Source organism: Neisseria subflava (assembly GCF_003044645.1).
GTDB lineage: Bacteria > Pseudomonadota > Gammaproteobacteria > Burkholderiales > Neisseriaceae > Neisseria > Neisseria subflava_B.
In genome coordinates, this window is the sequence record NZ_POXL01000002.1 from 116900 (window position 1) to 136390 (window position 19491).

17 protein-coding genes are annotated in these 19491 nt (G+C 48.0%); 9 read left to right on the forward strand and 8 right to left on the reverse strand.

Annotated features, from left to right (window positions below; translation table 11 throughout):
* Positions 1–3: 3 nt before the first annotated feature.
* Together ubiV and ubiT are read left to right on the forward strand one after the other, a co-directional pair.
* Positions 4–921, forward strand: coding sequence for a ubiquinone anaerobic biosynthesis protein UbiV (ubiV, locus tag DBY97_RS02435; RefSeq protein ID WP_107857309.1), 918 nt, complete (start codon positions 4–6; stop codon positions 919–921).
* On the forward strand, positions 908–1354 hold the full coding sequence (ubiT, locus tag DBY97_RS02440; protein WP_107857310.1) for a ubiquinone anaerobic biosynthesis accessory factor UbiT: 447 nt from the start codon (positions 908–910) through the stop codon (positions 1352–1354). Before ubiV ends, ubiT begins: the two co-directional genes overlap by 14 nt.
* A 151-nt stretch (positions 1355–1505) precedes the next feature.
* Here ubiT and ccoP read toward each other — a convergent pair whose 3' ends face one another.
* Genes ccoP through ccoN form a run of 4 tightly spaced genes read right to left on the reverse strand, consistent with a single transcriptional unit; the run spans position 1506 to position 5123 of the window.
* Complete coding sequence (gene ccoP, locus DBY97_RS02445; RefSeq protein WP_107857311.1) at positions 1506–2852, reverse strand: cytochrome-c oxidase, cbb3-type subunit III; 1347 nt, start codon at positions 2850–2852, stop codon at positions 1506–1508.
* The gene (locus tag DBY97_RS02450) at positions 2852–3049 is read right to left on the reverse strand and encodes a cbb3-type cytochrome oxidase subunit 3 (protein WP_107857312.1); all 198 of its coding nucleotides are present in this window, start codon (positions 3047–3049) and stop codon (positions 2852–2854) included. Before DBY97_RS02450 ends, ccoP begins: the two co-directional genes overlap by 1 nt.
* Before the next feature lie 4 nt (positions 3050–3053).
* On the reverse strand, positions 3054–3665 hold the full coding sequence (gene ccoO / locus DBY97_RS02455) for a cytochrome-c oxidase, cbb3-type subunit II (protein ID WP_063075589.1): 612 nt from the start codon (positions 3663–3665) through the stop codon (positions 3054–3056).
* A gap of 24 nt (positions 3666–3689) precedes the next feature.
* A complete protein-coding gene (ccoN, locus tag DBY97_RS02460; protein WP_003748780.1) occupies positions 3690–5123 on the reverse strand; it encodes a cytochrome-c oxidase, cbb3-type subunit I in 1434 nt (477 codons plus the stop codon).
* 332 nt (positions 5124–5455) lie between these two features.
* Between ccoN and DBY97_RS02465 the strand changes: the two genes are divergently transcribed.
* From DBY97_RS02465 to DBY97_RS02490, 6 genes are all read left to right on the forward strand, one after another.
* A complete protein-coding gene (locus tag DBY97_RS02465) occupies positions 5456–7207 on the forward strand; it encodes a M61 family metallopeptidase (RefSeq protein WP_107857313.1) in 1752 nt (583 codons plus the stop codon).
* A 78-nt stretch (positions 7208–7285) separates the two neighbouring features.
* Positions 7286–7726 (forward strand): TIGR01244 family sulfur transferase, encoded by a 441-nt coding sequence (locus DBY97_RS02470; protein ID WP_107857314.1) that lies wholly within the window; start codon positions 7286–7288, stop codon positions 7724–7726.
* Between the two features lie 437 nt (positions 7727–8163).
* A complete protein-coding gene (locus DBY97_RS02475; RefSeq protein ID WP_003680870.1) occupies positions 8164–8460 on the forward strand; it encodes a helix-turn-helix domain-containing protein in 297 nt (98 codons plus the stop codon).
* Positions 8461–8479: 19 nt separating this feature from the next.
* Positions 8480–11038 carry a [protein-PII] uridylyltransferase gene (gene glnD / locus DBY97_RS02480; protein ID WP_107857315.1) on the forward strand — a complete coding sequence of 853 codons (2559 nt, stop codon included), beginning with the start codon at positions 8480–8482 and terminating at the stop codon, positions 11036–11038.
* Positions 11039–11830: 792 nt separating this feature from the next.
* Entirely contained in the window at positions 11831–12280 is a 450-nt protein-coding gene (locus DBY97_RS02485; RefSeq protein WP_107857316.1) for a pilin, read from the forward strand.
* 104 nt (positions 12281–12384) lie between these two features.
* Positions 12385–12843, forward strand: a complete 459-nt coding sequence (locus DBY97_RS02490) for a pilin (RefSeq protein ID WP_107857317.1) — start codon at positions 12385–12387, stop codon at positions 12841–12843.
* Between the two features lie 426 nt (positions 12844–13269).
* Here DBY97_RS02490 and DBY97_RS02495 read toward each other — a convergent pair whose 3' ends face one another.
* The 4 genes from DBY97_RS02495 to DBY97_RS02510 all read right to left on the reverse strand — a co-directional run bounded on the left by DBY97_RS02495 (position 13270) and on the right by DBY97_RS02510 (position 18262).
* Positions 13270–14796, reverse strand: coding sequence for a DHA2 family efflux MFS transporter permease subunit (locus DBY97_RS02495; protein WP_107857318.1), 1527 nt, complete (start codon positions 14794–14796; stop codon positions 13270–13272).
* A gap of 101 nt (positions 14797–14897) precedes the next feature.
* Positions 14898–16088, reverse strand: coding sequence for an efflux RND transporter periplasmic adaptor subunit (locus DBY97_RS02500; protein ID WP_107857319.1), 1191 nt, complete (start codon positions 16086–16088; stop codon positions 14898–14900).
* Between the two features lie 223 nt (positions 16089–16311).
* Entirely contained in the window at positions 16312–17718 is a 1407-nt protein-coding gene (locus tag DBY97_RS02505) for an efflux transporter outer membrane subunit (RefSeq protein WP_107857320.1), read from the reverse strand.
* 49 nt (positions 17719–17767) lie between these two features.
* Entirely contained in the window at positions 17768–18262 is a 495-nt protein-coding gene (locus DBY97_RS02510) for a MarR family transcriptional regulator (RefSeq protein WP_004521040.1), read from the reverse strand.
* Positions 18263–18558: 296 nt separating this feature from the next.
* Between DBY97_RS02510 and DBY97_RS02515 the strand changes: the two genes are divergently transcribed.
* Positions 18559–19440, forward strand: a complete 882-nt coding sequence (locus DBY97_RS02515; RefSeq protein ID WP_070825921.1) for a prephenate dehydrogenase — start codon at positions 18559–18561, stop codon at positions 19438–19440.
* The last annotated feature ends 51 nt before the right edge of the window (positions 19441–19491 follow it).

Here is a 19491-nt window from a genome sequence, read left to right on the forward strand (position 1 = left end):
AAAATGAATTCATTGAAATTGTCGCTGGGCCCTATTTTATTTTTCTGGCAAAAAGAAGCCCTGCTGGAATTTTATGTTTCCATGCTGGATACGCCGTTGGACACTGTTTATTTGGGTGAGGTAGTCTGCTCACGCCGTCAGAAAATGCGCTTTGCCGACTGGTTCGGACTGGCTGAAGACTTGGCGGAAAGCGGTAAGGAGATTATTCTTTCTTCACAAGTCCTGCTCGAAAGCGAATCCGATCTGAAACGCCTGCGCAAAATCACGGAGCAGGGAAAGTTTAAAGTTGAAGCCAACGACATGGGTGCGGTCAAATTGGCATGCGAACATGGCATCCCGTTTGTTGCCGGTGCAAGCCTGAATATCTACAACGAAACCACTTTGGACGTATTCCGAAAATTAGGGGCATTCCGCTGGATTGCACCGTCCGAGCTGAGCCGCGATAAGGTTGCCGAAATCATCAAAGCTTCAGACGGCATTGAAACCGAACTCTTCGCTTGGGGTAAAATGCCGCTCGCCTATTCATCACGTTGCTTTACCGCCCGCCATTACAATCTGAATAAAGACAGTTGCGAGTTCCGCTGTCTCGACCACGAGCACGGTATGGCCATGAATACGCGAGAAGGCCAGCCGTTTCTCACCATCAACGGCATCCAAACCATGTCTTACGGTTGCCAAAACCTACTGCCCCACCATGAAGACTTAAATAAAATCGGCGTGAATATGCTCAGACTGTCGCCACAAATGCACAGCATGGCTGAAATTATCCAAATTCACCGCGATGTATTGGACGGAAAAGCCACATGGGAAGATGTCCGCCCCGAGTTGGAACGACTGACTACCGGAACACTGGTTGACGGCTATTGGCGCGGTCAGCCCGGTATTGAAACCGTGAAGGAGGCATATTATGGCGCTGCCTGAAATCATATTACCCAAATGGATGGCAAAAATCGGTACCAAACTTCCCGGCAAACCTCCACGCTTTGTTTTGGTCTCCGTATTGAATACCATGCTGAAAAAAGGTTTACTGCCTGCCGATATGGAACTTTTTGCCGGAAGAAAATTCGAAATCGAAGTTTTGGATGCCGGTATCAAAGTGCGGTTTAGTGCCGATACGGAAAAATTCCTGGACGACAACTTCAGGGGCGCCCCCGATCTGAGGCTGGCCGCCAACGGTATAGATTTCATGCGCATGATGATGCGCGAGGAAGATCCCGATACCTTATTTTTCAACCGTAAATTGCAAATCGAAGGCGATACGGAACTGGGGCTAATTACCAAAAACTTACTCGACAGTGTTGAGTGGCCTTTCAGCGAATGGTTCCTGAAACGCAGTACGTCCACTTTGGATTGATTAATTTTGGTTGAACCAAGAACAAAGGCCGTCTGAATGTTTCAGACGGCCTTATATATTTCATCTCTTTGATATGTCTTCTCTTATTGGTTTTATCAAATATAAAAAAGCGTACCTTGTTAGGTACGCTTTTTTTCAATCCGACTCAAAATTAGAATTTTGCACCGGACTCATTTGCCATAAAGTCTACAGCCGCTTTAACCTCATCGTCACTCAAGCTGCTGTTGCCGCCTTTGGCAGGCATTGAATTAAAACCTTCAAGCGCGTGTTTGTGCAAAGTATCTTTACCTTGCTTAATTCGAGGAGCCCAGTCGTCTTTTTTACCGACAACAGGTGCGCCCGGAATCATACCGCCATGACATGTTTTACAGTTGGCTTCAAAAATAGCTTTGCCATCTACCTTAACCGGAGCCGCTTCTGCTTTTTCAGCAGGTTTGGCTTCAGCAGCTGGAGCAGCTTTAGCATCTGAAGCAGCTTTATCGGCAGCAGGAGCCGAAGCGGCCGCCGGAGCAGAAGCATCGGCAGGTTGAGCTGCAGGAGCAGGCTCGGCTTTTTTAGCAGGAGCTTTTTTACCGTCTTTGTTGGACAAACCCCAAACATAAGCGGTCATAATGTGCAGCTTGTCTTTGTCGAGGAAGTGACCCCAAGCAGGCATTTGGCTGCTGCGGCCGTTGGTAATGGTTTCGGTAATCGCTTTTTGAGTACCGCCCCACAACCATACATCGTCAGTCAGGTTCGGACCAAGGCCTTGAATACCTTGACCTTTGTCGCCGTGACAAGTGAAACAGTTGGCAGGTGGGCCGCTAAACAGGACTTTACCGCGTTCTGCACGTTCTTCGTCGTATTGACCTTTAGGTTTAGAAAGAGACATAACATACTGTGTTACGTTTTTCACTCCTTCTTCACCCAAAGCAGGACCCCATGCTGGCATAGAGGCAGTACGGCCTTTTTCAATGGTTTCCTGAATTTTTTCAGGTTCGCCACCCCACAACCAATCGTCGTCGGTCAAATTCGGGAAGCCTTTGGAGCCTTTGGCATCTGAGCCGTGACATTGGATACAGTAGGTATTGAAAAGGTTTTGTGCAATAGCACGGGCTTCAGGGTCTTTAGCCACTTTCTCAATCGGCATATTGGAAAATTTAGCATACACTTTACCGTATTGCTGATTGGCTTTGGCAACTTCTTCTTCATATTGACCATGGCTGCTCCAGCCCCACAGGCCTTTGTAATCGCCGATACCTGGATACATAATCAGGTAGCCGACGCCAAACAGCCATGTGCAGACATAAAGCCAAAACCACCAACGTGGCAGAGGGTTGTTGTACTCCGAAATGCCGTCCCACTCATGACCTGTGGTTTTTACTTCTTCGCCTTTTTTAGGGCGTTTCACAACGTTTTGCGAAAGCAGAAGCCAAGCCAGGCCGATGAAGCTGAGCACGACGATAACGGCAATATATATACTCCAGAAACTACTGGTAAATTGGGATGTTGTGTTCATTATTTTGCTCCGTGATCACGGACTGACTGAGCTTGATCGTCCTTTTCAGACGGCCTTTGTTCGTCATTATCGAAAATACTGCTGGCAGCATCGTCATAGTTTTCCTTATTGCGTCTATTGAATACAATATAGAGAACTAAAATAAAGCTGATAAATACCCAAACAGTAAAGAGCGAGCGAGCCCAGTTAGCGTCCATGATGTTACCTTACGTTTTTCAATGCCAAGCCCAAGCCTTGCAGATAGGCGATAACAGCGTCCAGCTCTGATTTGTTAGCCAGCATTTCAGGTGCTTTGGCAATTTCTTCATCGCTGTAAGGTGTACCCACTTTACGCAGGGCTTTCATATGCGCCACAGTTGCCTCGGCATCGACTTTATTGCGTGCGAGCCATGGGAATGCAGGCATATTGGACTCCGGCACAACGTCGCGCGGGTTCAGCAGGTGGATGCGGTGCCATTCATCGGAATAACGGCCGCCAACACGAGCCAAATCCGGACCGGTACGTTTAGAACCCCATTGGAACGGATGGTCATAAACAGACTCACCGGCAACAGAGTAATGACCGTAACGTTCAGTTTCTGCACGGAATGGACGAATCATTTGAGAGTGGCAGTTGTAGCAGCCTTCGCGTACATAAATATCGCGACCGGCCACTTGCAGGGCGTTATATGGTTTCACGCCGGGTGCAGGTTCGGTAACTGCCTTGGAGAAGAACAGCGGGACAGCCTCGATCAGAAGGCCGACGCTGACTACAAGCAGGGTGAATACAATCAGTACACCGACTTTTTCTTCAGCTAATTGTTGTAATTTCATTTTGGTAGCCTATCTTTCTTATCATTAGTGGTGTTGAGTTTGAGAAACCGCAGGAATCTCAGCATCAACTGCTTTACCACTGATAGCAGTACGGTAAACGTTATATGCCATGATGCACATACCGCTCAGGTACAGAAGACCGCCGGTGAAACGAATCATGTAGTAAGGCATGGTACGTTTTACGGATTCAACGAAGGAATAAGTCAGCGTGCCGTCGTCATTCAAAGAACCCCACATCAGACCTTGCATTACGCCGGCAATCCACATTGCAGCGATATACAGAACCACGCCGATGGTCGCGATCCAGAAATGCGCCTCAACCAATTTGGTGCTGTACATTTCATTTTTACCGAACAAGCGGGGAATCATATAGTAAACGGAACCGATGGTTACAAAGCCCACCCAGCCCAATGCGCCGGCGTGAACGTGTGCAACAGTCCAGTCGGTGTAGTGGCTCAGAGCGTTAACGGTTTTGATAGACATCATCGGGCCTTCGAAGGTAGACATACCGTAGAAAGACAGAGAAACGATCAAGAATTTCAAAATCGGGTCGGTACGCAGTTTGTCCCATGCACCGGACAGAGTCATGATACCGTTGATCATACCGCCCCAAGAAGGCGCAAACAGGATCAAAGACAATACCATACCCAAAGATTGAGTCCAGTCAGGCAATGCGGTGTAGTGCAAGTGGTGAGAACCTGCCCACATATAAGTGAAAATCAAAGCCCAGAAGTGGACGACGGACAAGCGGTAAGAGTAAATCGGACGGCCCGCTTGTTTAGGCACGAAATAGTACATCATACCCAAGAAGCCGGCTGTCAGGAAAAAGCCCACCGCATTGTGGCCATACCACCATTGAACCATCGCATCAATCGCACCTGCGTAAACCGGATAAGATTTCATCAAACCGGCAGGGATGCTGATATTATTGACGATGTGCAACAGCGCAACGGCCAAAATAAAGCCGCCGTAGAACCAGTTGGCAACGTAAATATGTTTGATTTTACGTTTGGCAATCGTACCGAAGAATACGATAGCGTAGGCAACCCACACCAGCGTAATCAAAATGTCGATAGGCCATTCCAACTCGGCGTATTCTTTACCTTGGGTGTAACCCATAGGCAAGCTGATAGCCGCAGCCACAATGACAGCCTGCCAACCCCAGAAGGTAAATGCAGGCAGCCAACCGCCAAACAGACGGGTATTACATGTACGTTGAACAACGTAGTATGATGTACCAATCAAACCGCAACCGCCGAATGCAAAAATAACCGCATTGGTGTGCAGAGGACGCAGGCGGCCGAAGTGGAACCAAGGTCCGATATTGGATAAATCGAGGGCCGGAGCAAAAAGCTGGGCAGCGACGATAACGCCGACCAACATGCCCACAATACCCCAAACTACAGTCATGATGGCGAACTGGCGCACCACTTTGTAGTTATAAGTTTGTGTGTCCATGGAAGTCTCCATAAATTATGGGTATAAAAAATTTTTATCTCACCTCAACCATTACGTTTATGAAAAGCGCAATACGGCTGAGGCTCAAATTTTTCTAAATTTAACATAGACACCACAACATGCCAAGCAAAATTACATTCCATATTGCATAAAACCTTTAGTGAGACATAATCTCATTTCTTTTATAATCAATAAATTATTTAAACATATCCAATAAATCGGGCACAGCATTTTTTCAAGCCCCCTTTTTCATACAGTTTTATTGATATAGATTAAGCCTACCCTTTAAAACCCCTTCCTCTTAATAAACTTTAGCAAATTAACCAATAGCCATGATTAATTACAAAATTACCCCCAACTTTCTGTCTCATGAATGGTACATCACCTTATCATTCACTCAAACCAATGATTCTGAAACAGAAATCAGCCTGCCAAACTGGGTTCCCGGCAGCTATCTCATCCGTGACTTTGCCCGCCACATCACGCACATCAGCGCGCGTTGCAACGGCAAAGCCCAGCCGCTGACACAAACCAGCAAAAACCATTGGCAAACCCCTTCCCTCAGTGGAGCGTGGGAAATTTACTACACTGTTTACGCATTCGACTTATCAGTTCGCGGCTCGTTCCTCAGTACCGAGCGCGGCTTTTTCGACGGCGCATGCCTCTTCTTAAAAGTCCACGGACAAGAATACCGGCCACATCAAATCGAATTTTCCACCTTGCCGCACACATGGCAGATAGCTACCACACTGCCCCAAACCTCGGCGACCACTTTTCAGACGGCCTCATACGCCGAGCTTATCGACCACCCGGTTGAAACAGGCATCATCGAATTTCTCGAATTTGAAGCACAAGGCATCCCCCACCGTATTGCATTAAGCGGTATCTATCCCGATTTTGACCGAGCCCGCTTCCTCGCCGATATTCAAAAAATCTGCGAAACCGAGTTAGCGATGTTCCCCTCCCCTGCCCCGTTTACCGAATACCTTTTCTTACTACATCTGGGCGACAACCTCTACGGTGGGCTGGAACACATCAGCAGCACCGCCCTGCTCGCCGACCGCCACAGTCTGCCATCTTACGATATGGGCAAAGCCGACAAAGCTTATACCGAACTGCTCGGCCTCTTCTCCCATGAATACTTCCACACATGGAACGTTAAATCCATCAAACCGGCCGTCTTCGCACCTTACAATCTCGACCAAGAAAACTACACCGAGCAACTTTGGGCATTTGAAGGCATTACGTCCTACTACGACGACCTCTTTCTAGCCCGAAGCAAAACCATCAGCCCCGAAGCCTACCTTACCCTGCTTGCACAAAGCATTACACGCGTACAGCAGACACAAGGCCGTCTGAAACAAACACTTGCCCAATCCAGTTTCAGCGCATGGGACAAGTTCTACAAACAAGACGAAAACAGCCCCAACGCCATCGTCAGCTATTATCAAAAAGGCGCACTGGCCGCACTTTGCCTCGACCTCATCATCCGTGAGAAAAGCCAAGGCAAATACACCCTCGACAGCGTGATGCAGCAACACTATCTCGATTGGTGCAACACCCATCAAGGCATACCCGAAAAACACTGGCAATCCCGTTGCCAAGAAATGACCGGTTTAGATTTAGAAACCTTCTTTCAGACGGCCTTATACAGTACCGATGATCTTCCGCTCGCAGAATGCCTGCAAAGCGTAGGCATCAAACTCGACTTTATTCCCCTGCCACGCCAACACGGCGGAGCATTTGCCACCGAACTACAATCGGTTGCCCCCGCCAACGATTTGGGTGCACGTTTCAAACAAAACAGCGACCATGCCGTTCTGACTCATGTATTCAATGGTGGTAGTGCAGAAAATGCCGGACTCTGCCCGCAAGACAAAATCATCGCCCTAGGCGGCTATGCCTGCAACGACCTTGCAGCGCAGTGGAGCAAACTGCCTATCGGTACGCGCACCACCATCCATTTCTTCCGCCAAGGCCTGTTGCGCGAAACCAGCATCACAGTCCAAGCAGCAGAAGCCAATACCGCCCTGCTGCATATTACTAATCGCCAAAAACTCGAAAACTGGTTGTACAATCATTAAATAACACTTCAAACGACCTGCCACTTCCTAGGCCGTCTGAAATCTACATATCCATTTAATATAAAGAAAGGAAAAACTATGCCCATCCATAAACTGACCGACTTCCTCTATATCGCCCCCCAACTGACCGAAGCCGATGTCCAAGAAGCCGTACGTCTCGGCATCCAAACCGTTATCTGCAACCGCCCGGACGGCGAAGAAGAAAACCAACCGGCTTTTGCCGAAGTGCAAAACTGGTTTAAAGAGGCAGGCATCAACCAATTCTCACACCAGCCCGTTGTTGCGCCTCAAATCAACGCAGCCGATGTCGCGGCCTTCCAAAATCTGTTGCAACAATCTCCGGCTCCTATTCTTGCCTTCTGCCGCACCGGCACTCGCTGCTCCCTGCTTTGGGGTTATCATCAAGTACAACACGGCGCATCTGTAGCCGAAGTAGTTGCCGCAGCAGAACAGGCTGGCGTCAATCTCAGCAACTTTGAAACCCGCCTGCAAGAAGCCAAAGATAAAGGTTTGGCTTAATACTTAATTTATATATGAGTAGCAGCCTTCAAACCAATCAGGCCGTCTGAAACCAATTCTTTCAGACGGCCTAATGACTTTTATTCACAATCAAACCTTATTTTTAATTTATTTCCACTATCCTAAAAATATATTTTCTAAATCAAACCTGAATTGACCTGTATCAATACCCTAACCCTATTTTCATTTATAATGCCTTTCAATGCTTCAGGGCCAAGCCCGAATCCTCCAGTTTTCCTCTATAAGAGCCAGCTCTCTTATTAAATGATTTTTCTTTCCTCTTGATGTGTGTGTGTTTGGGTGTGGCCGAAAGCCACCCCCTTTTTTTATACCTACCCCCTTTCAGGCCGTCTGAAAACATTCAGACGGCCTTTCCTTTCTCCTCACAAAAATAGTATAAAATCCCCTTATCGTTCAAACCACAAACCCAAAATATCATGGTCAACAAACTCACTCCACCTCCAAGCCTGCCCGATCCGCAAGACCTTCGCGCAGTTATCGCTTACAACATGCGCCTCTATCGCGTCAATCACGGCTGGTCGCAAGAAGAACTGGCACGCCAATGCGGACTTGACCGCACCTACGTTTCCGCCGTCGAGCGCAAACGCTGGAACATCGCCCTTTCCAACATCGAAAAAATTGCATCCGCGCTTAAAATCGCCCCTTACAAACTCCTCCTTCCGCCACAAGAAATGCTCCGCCAAATGACCGAGCCTGCCGACACCCAAGCCTAATTCAAAACCAGATACCATTATGACCGCCGCCAAACAAGCCATCCAAACCTACCAACAGCAAAAAGCCGCAGCAGAAACTGCCTACCGCAAAAACAACCGCCCTACCGCTTACTTCCGCGACCATATCGCCGCTGCCGAAACCCTGCTGCAAACCCTCTGGCAAATCCAATTCCCCGACAGCGACGACATCAGCCTCATTGCCATCGGCGGCTTCGGGCGTTGCGAACTCTATCCCCATTCCGACTGGGATTTAGCGATTATTTCCTCCACTCCTTTTTCAGACGGCCTGCAACAACAAACCGCCCAATTTATCCAAACCCTTTGGGACGCACGCCTCAATCCGGCCATCAAAAGCGGCAGCATAGAAGAAATCCTCCAAAGCACCCAAAACGACATTACCGGCGAAACTGCCTTTCTTGAAGCACGCCATCTCCAAGGCAATGCCAACCTTACCGCCCAACTTCTAAACAAACTCAACACACGCCGCGACACAGCCGCCTTTATCGAAGCCAAACTCCTCGAAATGGAGCAACGCCATACCAAATCCCAAGGCACAGGCGCACAACTCGAACCCAACATCAAAACCTGCCCCGGCGGCCTGCGTGACATCCACACCCTTATCTGGACAGCCAAAGCACAAGGAATAGACAGCAACCCCACCGCCCTCGTTACCGCCGGCGTCCTCACACGCACCGAAGCCGGCATGCTTGCCCATGGCTACCGCCGTCTCGCCAACATCCGCATTCACCTCCACCTTACCGCCGACCGCCCCGAAGACAGACTGCTTTTCGACTACCAGTCCCAAGTTGCCGAAAGCTTAGGCTATACCCAACCCGACATCCGCGGCAGAAGCGAAGCCCTGATGCACACCTTCTACCGTGCCACCAAAGCCATCAAACAACTCAACGGCATCCTCATTCCGGTTCTCAAAAACCATCAAACCTCCAGCCGTCCCCAACATATCCACCCCATCGACAGCCGCTACAAACGCATCGGCCACCAAATCGCCGCCAACGACCTTGCCCTGTTTGAACACAACCCCGAACACATCTTCACCATCATCCAAACCATGCAGGAGCAAAGCATCACCACCATCGAGCCGCAAACCCTGCGCGCATGGTGGGCGGCCACACGGAAAATCAACGCCCGTTTCACCCAAAATCCAGAAAACCGCCGCCGCTTCATCCAATTCTTCAAACACGGCACCGGCCTTACCCAAACCCTCCGTTTTCTCAACCTCTACGGCGTATTGGGCCGCTATCTCCCCGCATGGGAAAAAATCACCGGCCTGCTCCAACACGACCTATTCCATATTTACCCCGTAGACGACCACATCCTGACCGTCGTCCGCAATATGCGCCGTCTCGCCATCGAAACCCACAGCCACGAAATGCCCGAAGCCAGCGCCATCATGCAGGCCTACCCACGACCACACGTCCTCTACACCGCCGCCCTACTGCACGACATCGCCAAAGGCCGTGGCGGCGATCACGCAAAAGAAGGCATCAAAGACGCCCAACAATTCGCCGCCAACCACTACTACACCGAAGAAGAAAGCCATCTCCTCGCATGGCTGGTTGAAAACCACCTGCTCATGTCCACCGTTGCCCAAAAAGAAGACATCCAAGATCCCCATGTCCTCCAAGCCTTTTGCCGCCGTATTCCCACACGCGAATACCTCGACGCACTCTATCTGCTTACCATTGCCGACATCCGCGGCACCAACCCCAAACTTTGGAACACATGGCGCGCCAGTCTGCTCCAAACCCTCTACCACAGCACCGCCGCCGTTTTAAACAGCAAAAACCACGATCCCGAACGCCTCCCCAACCGACGCGAACAGGCCGCGGCCGACCAACTCACGCGCGCAGTCGTTCCCCTCAAAAATCAACAAAAACTCCGCCGTATCCTCGGCAGCGCATACTACGTCCGCCATCAAACGCGGGAAATCCTCTGGCACACCGCAAACCTCGCCTACGACACCCAAAGTCCGGCCGTCCGCAGCCGCATCCTCCCCCAAAGCAACAGCCTTCAAGTCATGGTCTTCATGCCCAATGGCGACCGCCTCTTCGCACGCCTCTGCCGCATTTTCAGCAGCCACCGTTTCGACATCCAAGCAGCCCGCGCCTTCATTACCGAACACGACTACATCCTCGACACCTTTATCCTGCAACTTCCCGACAATCTACCGCCCGAAGAATATCCCGACCGCCAAAGCGCACTTGAAGCCGAACTCAACAGCTTCATCCACGGCAATACCACCGTCCAAAAACAAAGCGGCCGCCCGCACATCAGCCGCCGCATCCGCCACATCCCCATTCCGCCTACCGTAATCATCACCCCCGAAGAAGATTATCCCGGCTGGCACACCATAGACATCACCGCCGTCAACCGCCCCCACCTCCTCGCCGACATCGCCGAGACCTTCTTCGCACACAACATCAGCCTGCGCTACGCCAAAATCACCACCTTGGATCAGCGCATTGAGGACAGCTTCATTACCTACAGCCCATCCCTACAAGACCCGCAAACCCAAAATACCCTAAAACAAGCATTGATCGAAGTCTTGACCCCATAAAGGCCGTCTGAACATCTTAAAAACATAGGGTGAGCATTTTTTGCTCACCCTAATCACATCCAAATTATAAACATCCTGAATATACCCTTCTAAAACACTCAAGAAATCCAAAGCCTTAAAATTCGAAACCAGAACTTTCTCCTGACATAAAACTACATTCTAAAATCATAACCCAAATGAATTTAATTCCAATAACAAAATTTCATTCACCTATTACGCCAAATCCTCTTCAAAAACACTTCTTTCCAAATCTTTTCCTCATCCATATTCAAAAAAAATACGCATTCAAAATAAAAGCCATAAAAAACAAAAAAATAAAATCACAAAATATTAAACCCACCGATTAATCCATAAAATTACCTCCCGTCTAAATCAATTAACATATTATTAAACCAAGCTTAATTTCTGACAAAAAACGTCACACACCCAAACTTGTCTCCCTTCCCTGTCACAAAAAACACAAAACTGACAAAAAACGTCAACCACCCAATTTCCCTAAAATCCTGAAATTTTCAAACAAAACCACACAAAATTTAAAAACTAAAAAATAATCCCAATAAAAACAATAAACAAAAAATAAAAAATAAAATTTTTAACCAGTTTTGCGCACTTGGCACACAGACTGCTTGAAACAACACGTCCGATAAGGCCCAAGCCTCAAAGCAGCAAGCCCGACGGAAGCTGTATATTCCTTCTTACTTTATGGTTTACTCATAATACATAGTGCCAAGCACATTACGGACTTTTTACTTAAACATAATTATTCACACTTTCAAACTGGAGTTTTAATCAATGAAAGCAATCCAAAAAGGTTTCACCCTGATCGAATTGATGATCGTAATCGCGATTATCGGCATCTTGGCAGTTATCGCCCTGCCTGCATACCAAGACTACACTGCACGTGCCCAAGTTTCTGAAGCCATCTCTTTGATGGAAGGTCAAAAGTCCGCTGTTGTTGAATACTATGCAGATAAAGGCAAATGGCCTAAAAATAATACAGAAGCTGGTATTGCAGCACCTACCGATATTAAAGGTAAATACGTTGCTCAAGTTGCTGTAGGCGCAAATGGTGTTCTGACTGCAACAATGAAAAATACCGATGTCAATAATGACATTAAAGGTAAAACAGTTGTGTTGTCACCTGATGTGACTGGTAATGCTGCCTCTTCTAAAGGTTCTTTCACTTGGACTTGTAAGAAAGGTACTGTTGATAGCAAATTCTTGCCTTCTTCTTGCCGTTAATAATTTGTTACCAACAAATTTAAAAACTTAAAGAGTAAATCCCATAATATCGTTATGGGATTTACTTTATAAAATAAAAATAAGAAAACGACATACTCAAAAAAATGAAAAAACTACGCAAAACCCAAACCGGTTTTAGCCTGATTGAGTTGATGATTGTTATCGGCATTATCGGCATTTTGACAGTAGTAGCTCTTCCTGCATACCAAAACTATGTTGCCAGAGCACAAGTAGCCGAAGGCATCATGCTGGCAGGAAGTATGAAAAGCTACGTCGAAGAAGCCTATGCAGATAAAGGCAGCTTGCCGCTTGACCTCAACATCAAGCAACTCGCTTCAGACGACAATAAAGTCGGTAACTATGTAAAGATTGTCCGTATTGAAGATAACGGCACTATTGTTGCCGCCATCGGTAATCAAGCCGCTGTACCTGTGAAGAATACCGAAATTCACCTAATACCAAGCTTTGCGAAAACAGGTAATACCAAAGGCACAACAGTTTGGTCTTGCGGCGGCACCATGGATACATACTTCCTTCCCGTATCCTGCAAACAAAGCTTGTAAGCTTATTTTCCAAAATACAAAAATACATTGCGAAGAAAACACCCCAAACAAAGCCAAATACAAACGCGGAAAACGAACAAAAGCAAAAGAAACCAAACTCTCCAAAACAAGGTCATTAAGAGCCTGAATCATCACATTACGAAAATAAATGCCGTCTGAAATTCATTTTCAGACGGCCTCTTTATATCTAACAATCACTAAAGATAAGAGTATGTAATCTTATAAAAATGTATCAAACAAGTCATTACCCTAAATGCTACCCCTCCTCTTCCCTCTAAAATTCTCAAGACTCCAATTATTGATAGTCTAGGTCTCATAAATGGCTTATTTTAAAGATAAGCCCAAGGCAATCATGACTAGATACACTCTTACTCTTTCCCCGTTAGCAACCTGCTTTATCTCTAACTCAGTCAACACAATTTTTTTCTAATGCCCTCCCCCGCCGGAACCGCTAAACGGAGGTCTTGCCAGCCAAATAATGGGAATCATACTGATGAATATGATACTGCCTGCCAAGAAAATTTCATTTGAGCCAATAATAAAGCCTTGTTGGGAAATAGTACTATTTATCGCAGCCAGGGCTTGCTCTTTGCTCAGGCCATTGACCATCATGCCTTGAATAGATTGGTTACTGATTGAAGACAATGAATTAATATGTTCGGTCAGCTGAGTATGGTGCAGAGCTTCGCGTCGTTCCCACATGGTGCTGACAACAGATACTCCGACACCGCCCATAAAGACACGCAAGAAGTTAGACAAGCTACTGGCCGAAGCAATTTGATTGCCTTTCATATGCGACAAGGTGATACTGGTCAGAGGCAGGAAGAACATGGCTACGCCTAAACCCTGCCAAAACTGCGGCCAAACGACGTTGCTCATATCCATACCGGCATAGAAATCGGTGCGCCAATGGAATGTGTAAGCAAACACCAAGAAGCTGGCACTGACAAACAGGCGCATATCGACGCGATTGCCAAACTTACCAATAATCGGCGATAAAATAATCGGCAAAAAACCCACCGGTGCAGCAGCCAAACCTGCCCAAGTAGCGGTATAGCCGAGATTTGATTGCAACACTAAAGGCAACAGGGTCAATGTGCCCATATAGACCATAAAGCCCAACGATGTGGCAACAACGCCTATCGTGAAGTTTCTATTTTTAAACAATGACAAATCGACAATCGGGTATTTCTCGCCCAGCTCCCAAACAATAAAATATGTCAGGAACACCAAAGCGGTAACGCCCAAAACGATAATCTCTCCCGAGGCAAACCAGTCCAACTCCTTGCCCCTATCAAGCATCATTTGCAATGCGCCGATACCGACAATCATCAACACCAGCCCGACATAATCGATTGGCGCCCTGACGATTTCAGTTTCCCTGTGTCGAAGCTGCTTCCAAGCAATAGTTGCAGACAAAATCCCTATCGGGATATTGATAAAGAAAATCCATCCCCAATGCCAGTTGTCCGAAATCCAACCGCCCAAAATCGGCCCCAATACAGGGGCAACAACGACGGTCATTGCCCATAATGCCAGTGCCAATGTTCGTTTTTCAGGCGGATAAGAAGCCATCAACAGGCTTTGGGACAAAGGAATCAATGGCCCGGCGATAAAGCCTTGCAATACACGGAAAAAAACCAAGGCCTGAAGATTATGTGCCATACCGCACAGCCATGACGTTACGACAAACCCGATCACTGCGGCGATAAAGATTTTAACCTCGCCAAACCGCTTAGCCAAAAAACCTGTCAAGGGAACGGAAATGGCATTGGCTACGGCAAATGAGGTAATCACCCAAGTCCCCTGCGTGGTAGCCGCACCTAAATCTCCTGCAATAACAGGCACGGCAACGTTGGCGATGGTGCTGTCCAAGACTTCCATAAATACGGCCAAGCTGAGCGCCAAAGTTGCCAACACCAGCTTAAACCCTTGTAACGGCGGATAATTCATATTTATAAACTATAAGACAACCGCCAAAGCGGTCGATTGAAGAGAATCAATATTTCAGACGGCCTGAGCCTTCAATAAAAGACTCAGGCCGTCTGAAAAGATTATTTTGCGTATTGCTCGAAGATTTTATCGACTAAAGCATCGGCGGCTTTCCAATCCACACTTTCCGTTTCCGGCAATGCAGTGTTTCGTTCTGCTTCGGCAGTCATGGCTTTACCGCTGCCCTTCTCGGCAATATCGACTTTAACAGTCATCGACAAACCGACACGGAGCGGATTTTGTTGCAATTCTTTAGCATCCAAACTGATACGCACCGGCACACGTTGCACAACTTTAATCCAGTTGCCTGTTGCGTTTTGTGCCGGCAGTAATGAGAACGCGCTGCCCGTACCGGCCGACAAGCCCATTACCTTACCATGGTAAACCACTTTGCTGCCGTACAAATCGGCTGTCATTTCAACAGGCTGGCCGATTTTCATTTTGCGCAGTTGCGACTCTTTAAAGTTGGCATCCACCCACAATTCAGACAGAGGCACAACGGCCATCATCGGCGTACCTTGCACGATACGTTGGCCGACTTGGACATTGCGTTTGGCAATTTGGCCGCCGATCGGCGAACGGATTTGCGTACGTTGTAAATTCAACCAAGCGTCTTTGATGTGGCTGATGGCCGTCTGAACTGCCGGTTGTTGGCGCAGAGGAATATTGCTGCCCAATGCTGCCTGAGCAGAAACTTCTTCCGCCTCAACCGCTTTCAATGCAGCCTGAGCCTGAACCACAGCGGCGCGGGCATGGCTGAGTTCTTCACCGGAAACCGCTTCCGTACCCGCCAAGGATTCACGGCGGCGCAAATCGGCTTGCGCACGGGCCAAATCGGCTTTGCGCAACAACACTTGCGCTTTAGCTTTTGAATTGACCGCAGTTTGCTGTTTGTTTTGACGGATGGCCTGAATCAATTCATTTTGCGCGCGATCGTATGCCAGCTGAAAATCGCTGTCGTCCAAAGCCACCAACACATCGCCTTTTTTCACGACATCCGTATCGTCATACATGACTTTGCGCACCGTGCCGTTTACCTGCGGCGTGATCATCACCAAATGACCGGCCACATAAGCATCTTCTGTTTCTTCTTCATGCTGCCAAAACAGGAAATACGCCAAAGCGACTCCTGCTGCCGCAATAAGGAATAGAAGCGTAACGATAACCAAATTGCGTTTGCGATGCGTTTTAGCGCCGGAAGTGGCCACTTCCGGTGCTTTTTGGACATTATTTTTTTCTGATTGAGTATCCATAAGTCCTAACTTTAATTTTGCACATGTGATGACAATACTATTGTCTTGCTGGGCGCTGACTTATACCATCAGTCCCCAATACGCGCGTTTAACGCGCTAAAGGTTCATATTCTATAGTTACACTCTATTCATTACAATAATTTCTTCCGGTAGCAAATGTAAATAAGGTAAGCAAAAGGCCGTCTGAAATCACTTTCAGACGGCCTACGTTTTAATAAAACGTTTATTTCTTATTTAATTTAAAGCCTCCGCCCAACTGGGCATTGAGGTTACTCCAAGCTGTCAGATATTCTGCATGGTATTGAACCGCCGACATTTTTGTACGCGCAGCCTCGTCTTGTTTTTGCAAGGCGGTCAAGCCGTTATCCAAACCTGCACGAACACGTCCTTTCGCATTTTGCACAGATTTATCGGCAATATTGACCATCTTATTCCAAGTATCTTGTCGACTTTTCAGGCTTTGATAGTCGACTACAGCATCTGCTGCCGAACGCATGGCATTCAAAACAGTTTGGTCATACACGGCAACCTGCTCATTATACTGGGCACGTTTGCCCGCCAATTTAGACTGTAGCGCACCGGAAGTAAACAATGGCAGATTCAAAGCCGGAACGATGCCCAACATACCGGAAGTCCGTCCGCGAATCAGATTGAACGCATCAATGTGCGTCATACCTGCCAAAACTTTCAACTCGATATTTGGGTAAAACTCTGCCTCGGTCGATTTGACGATATGCCATTTCTCTTCAAGCAAGGCTTTTTGTGCCGCGATATCGGGGCGGGCCGCCAACAAGTCCGCTTCAATACGGCTAACCGGCAATGACGGCACAGCCACCATTTTTTCCGGAACCTGTCCATTTAATGCACCCGGCACTCGGCCGGTCAATACAGCCAGGCTGTTGCGGATTTTCTCATTTTTCTGAGTCCATGCCGATTTTTCAAGCTGTAATTGCTGTTGCGCCATTTCCAGAGCGTGCAAGGCATCGGCAGGAGCCAGCTGCGCTTTAACGCGTTGTTGCATCAGTTTCAATGCTTTATCCGCCAGCTCTATGCGCGTATCCAACAAAGCCAGTTGTTCTGTCGCCATCTGCCACGCAAAATATTGGGCGGCAACGGCATGAGCCAACTCGGTGCGGATGTGCTGCGCTTCATACACCGCAGCCCTGCTTTTTCCTAAAACAGCTTGAATCTGCTCTCGGTTTTTACCCCAAAAGTCGAAAACCAAGCTGCCTTGCAAGGCTGCGTTCGCCAAAACCAATGTATGGTCGGTATCAACCATACCTGCTTGAGGTTTGGGTGAAACATAAGCACCCAGACCTGTAACGCCCAAGCCGACTTGCGGTTTGTTTGCGGCTCCCACAACGCCCAGCTGCGCCTGAGCCTGCTCAAACCTTGCCTTGACGACACGCAGATTGGTAGACGTCTGAATGGCGGAAGCAATCAAATTGTTTAATTTTTTATCTTTCAGCTTCATCCACCAGCCGTCTTGGGCAGTAGCGGCAGATTGGCCTTGCGGCAGCGGATAGGCTGTTGTCTCATCCAAAGGCGACTGTTTGCCGAACGGCGCACATGCCGCCAACAGCGAAACAGCGGCAACGCATACGCTTGATTTGACCAAACCTAATTTCATACAGACTCCGTTTATGTGTGCCTACCGCAGACCATCAGGCCGTCTGTTGTCAATTGCCCAAACGGTTCAACAGTTTACCCAACAGGTGTTGCAGCGTATCATAATCCTCTTTCGTGAAATCTTCCCACGCCTGACCGCTCTGACGGGCAATTTGCGGCCATACTTCGTGGATGAAGGTCTCACCCGAAGGGGTCAATTTTAGCACAATCTGACGACGGTCTTTCTGATTGATATAACGCTCTACCCAGCCGCGCTCAACCATGTCGTCCGACAGGCGTGTTGCACTGGTGCGCGTCAAGTCCATCAGGTCGCTCAAGCGTGAAGGCAGGATTTCGCTGTTTGGGCTGACGTAAACCGCCATCAGGGAAAACCACAGGTTTTCATTAATGCCGAACGCTTTCAGGTTTTCGTTCAAATGGCTGCTCAAACGTTCGGTTACGATGCGCAACATGCGGGATACTTGGTTTTGCTGCTCCGGAAACTGCGGCAGACGGGTAGAAAGCAAACGCATTGCGTTGACTAATTCGGTTTGTGAAAAACTCATAAATTCCTTCTTTCTGAGTGAGTTATTTTATTCGATATCAATCAAAATAAAATATGATGTAATAATTTACTTTAAGATACCAATTACTTACTTTAAGACGTTATACTAATTCAGATGATTATTTTAGTGTATGAAAATCTGATAATCGGTTACATGCTCCTACTAAACGGAGTTTTCTATGCCTAAATCATGAAAATTCGACCATAAAAAAGGCCGTCTGAAACCTTGATTCCATCTTTCAGACGGCCTCGATGACAGATTAAAATAAGCTTTTCCACTTGTACCGGATCCAAACCATGAACACTTCCGCCTTTTTCCCCCACATTACCCTTATCGGTGTCGGTTTAATCGGCGGCTCGTTCATGCTCGACCTTAAACGCTTGGGACTGGTGCAAACCGTTACCGGTATCGACACCAATGCCGACAACCTCAATTACGCACTCGAATGCGGCATCATCGATCATGCCTATCCGAATATTTGCGCCGAAAGCATTAGCAATGCCGATTTGGTTTTGATTGCCACGCCTGTCTCCGTCCTACCTGACGTATGCCGCGACATCAAGCCCTTCTTAAAAGACACCGCCTGCGTTTCCGATGTCGGCAGCACCAAACAATCGGCACTCAATGCCTTCCGCACCCACTTATCCGACCGCCTGCCGCAATGTTTTGCCGCCCACCCGATTGCCGGCTCCGATCAAAGCGGGGCAAAATCCGCGCGTTGCGGTTTGTTTCAAAACAGCCGCCTGATTATTACGCTACATGGCCAAGAGGCTTCAGATGGCCTGAGACGGCTGAAAAGCCTGTGGCAGGCGGTTGGTTCGCAAATTTCGACCATGAGTGCCGAAGAACACGACAATATTTTTGCCGCCGTTTCACACTTGCCGCACTTGACCGCCTTTGCCTATGTCCACGCTTTGGTTGACCATCCGCACGGCAAAAACTACCTCCCCTATGCCGCCACAGGCTTTCGCGACTTTACCCGCATTGCCTCCAGCCATCCTGCCGTCTGGACAGACATCTGCCTGGCCAACCGCCCCGCCCTGCTCAAGCTGACCAGCGACTTGAAAGAACAATTATCCAAATTGGAACATCTCCTTTCAGACGGCAACAAAACCGAGCTTTACCGCTATTTTGAAGAAGCCGCACAAATGCGTAATGACTGGCTGAAAAACCGTTAAACCTGTTTTCAGACGGCCTAATACCTTCTCAGCTAAAATCTTCATCACAAT

Bases quoted from the DNA above. Each gene is read 5' to 3' on its own strand.
- ubiV (WP_107857309.1), top strand. From the start codon at position 4: ATGAATTCATTGAAATTGTCGCTGGGCCCTATTTTATTTTTCTGGCAA.
- ubiT (WP_107857310.1), top strand. From the start codon at position 908: ATGGCGCTGCCTGAAATCATATTACCCAAATGGATGGCAAAAATCGGT.
- ccoP (WP_107857311.1), bottom strand. From the start codon at position 2,852: ATGAACACAACATCCCAATTTACCAGTAGTTTCTGGAGTATATATATT.
- DBY97_RS02450 (WP_107857312.1), bottom strand. From the start codon at position 3,049: ATGGACGCTAACTGGGCTCGCTCGCTCTTTACTGTTTGGGTATTTATC.
- ccoO (WP_063075589.1), bottom strand. From the start codon at position 3,665: ATGAAATTACAACAATTAGCTGAAGAAAAAGTCGGTGTACTGATTGTA.
- ccoN (WP_003748780.1), bottom strand. From the start codon at position 5,123: ATGGACACACAAACTTATAACTACAAAGTGGTGCGCCAGTTCGCCATC.
- DBY97_RS02465 (WP_107857313.1), top strand. From the start codon at position 5,456: ATGATTAATTACAAAATTACCCCCAACTTTCTGTCTCATGAATGGTAC.
- DBY97_RS02470 (WP_107857314.1), top strand. From the start codon at position 7,286: ATGCCCATCCATAAACTGACCGACTTCCTCTATATCGCCCCCCAACTG.
- DBY97_RS02475 (WP_003680870.1), top strand. From the start codon at position 8,164: ATGGTCAACAAACTCACTCCACCTCCAAGCCTGCCCGATCCGCAAGAC.
- glnD (WP_107857315.1), top strand. From the start codon at position 8,480: ATGACCGCCGCCAAACAAGCCATCCAAACCTACCAACAGCAAAAAGCC.
- DBY97_RS02485 (WP_107857316.1), top strand. From the start codon at position 11,831: ATGAAAGCAATCCAAAAAGGTTTCACCCTGATCGAATTGATGATCGTA.
- DBY97_RS02490 (WP_107857317.1), top strand. From the start codon at position 12,385: ATGAAAAAACTACGCAAAACCCAAACCGGTTTTAGCCTGATTGAGTTG.
- DBY97_RS02495 (WP_107857318.1), bottom strand. From the start codon at position 14,796: ATGAATTATCCGCCGTTACAAGGGTTTAAGCTGGTGTTGGCAACTTTG.
- DBY97_RS02500 (WP_107857319.1), bottom strand. From the start codon at position 16,088: ATGGATACTCAATCAGAAAAAAATAATGTCCAAAAAGCACCGGAAGTG.
- DBY97_RS02505 (WP_107857320.1), bottom strand. From the start codon at position 17,718: ATGAAATTAGGTTTGGTCAAATCAAGCGTATGCGTTGCCGCTGTTTCG.
- DBY97_RS02510 (WP_004521040.1), bottom strand. From the start codon at position 18,262: ATGAGTTTTTCACAAACCGAATTAGTCAACGCAATGCGTTTGCTTTCT.
- DBY97_RS02515 (WP_070825921.1), top strand. From the start codon at position 18,559: ATGAACACTTCCGCCTTTTTCCCCCACATTACCCTTATCGGTGTCGGT.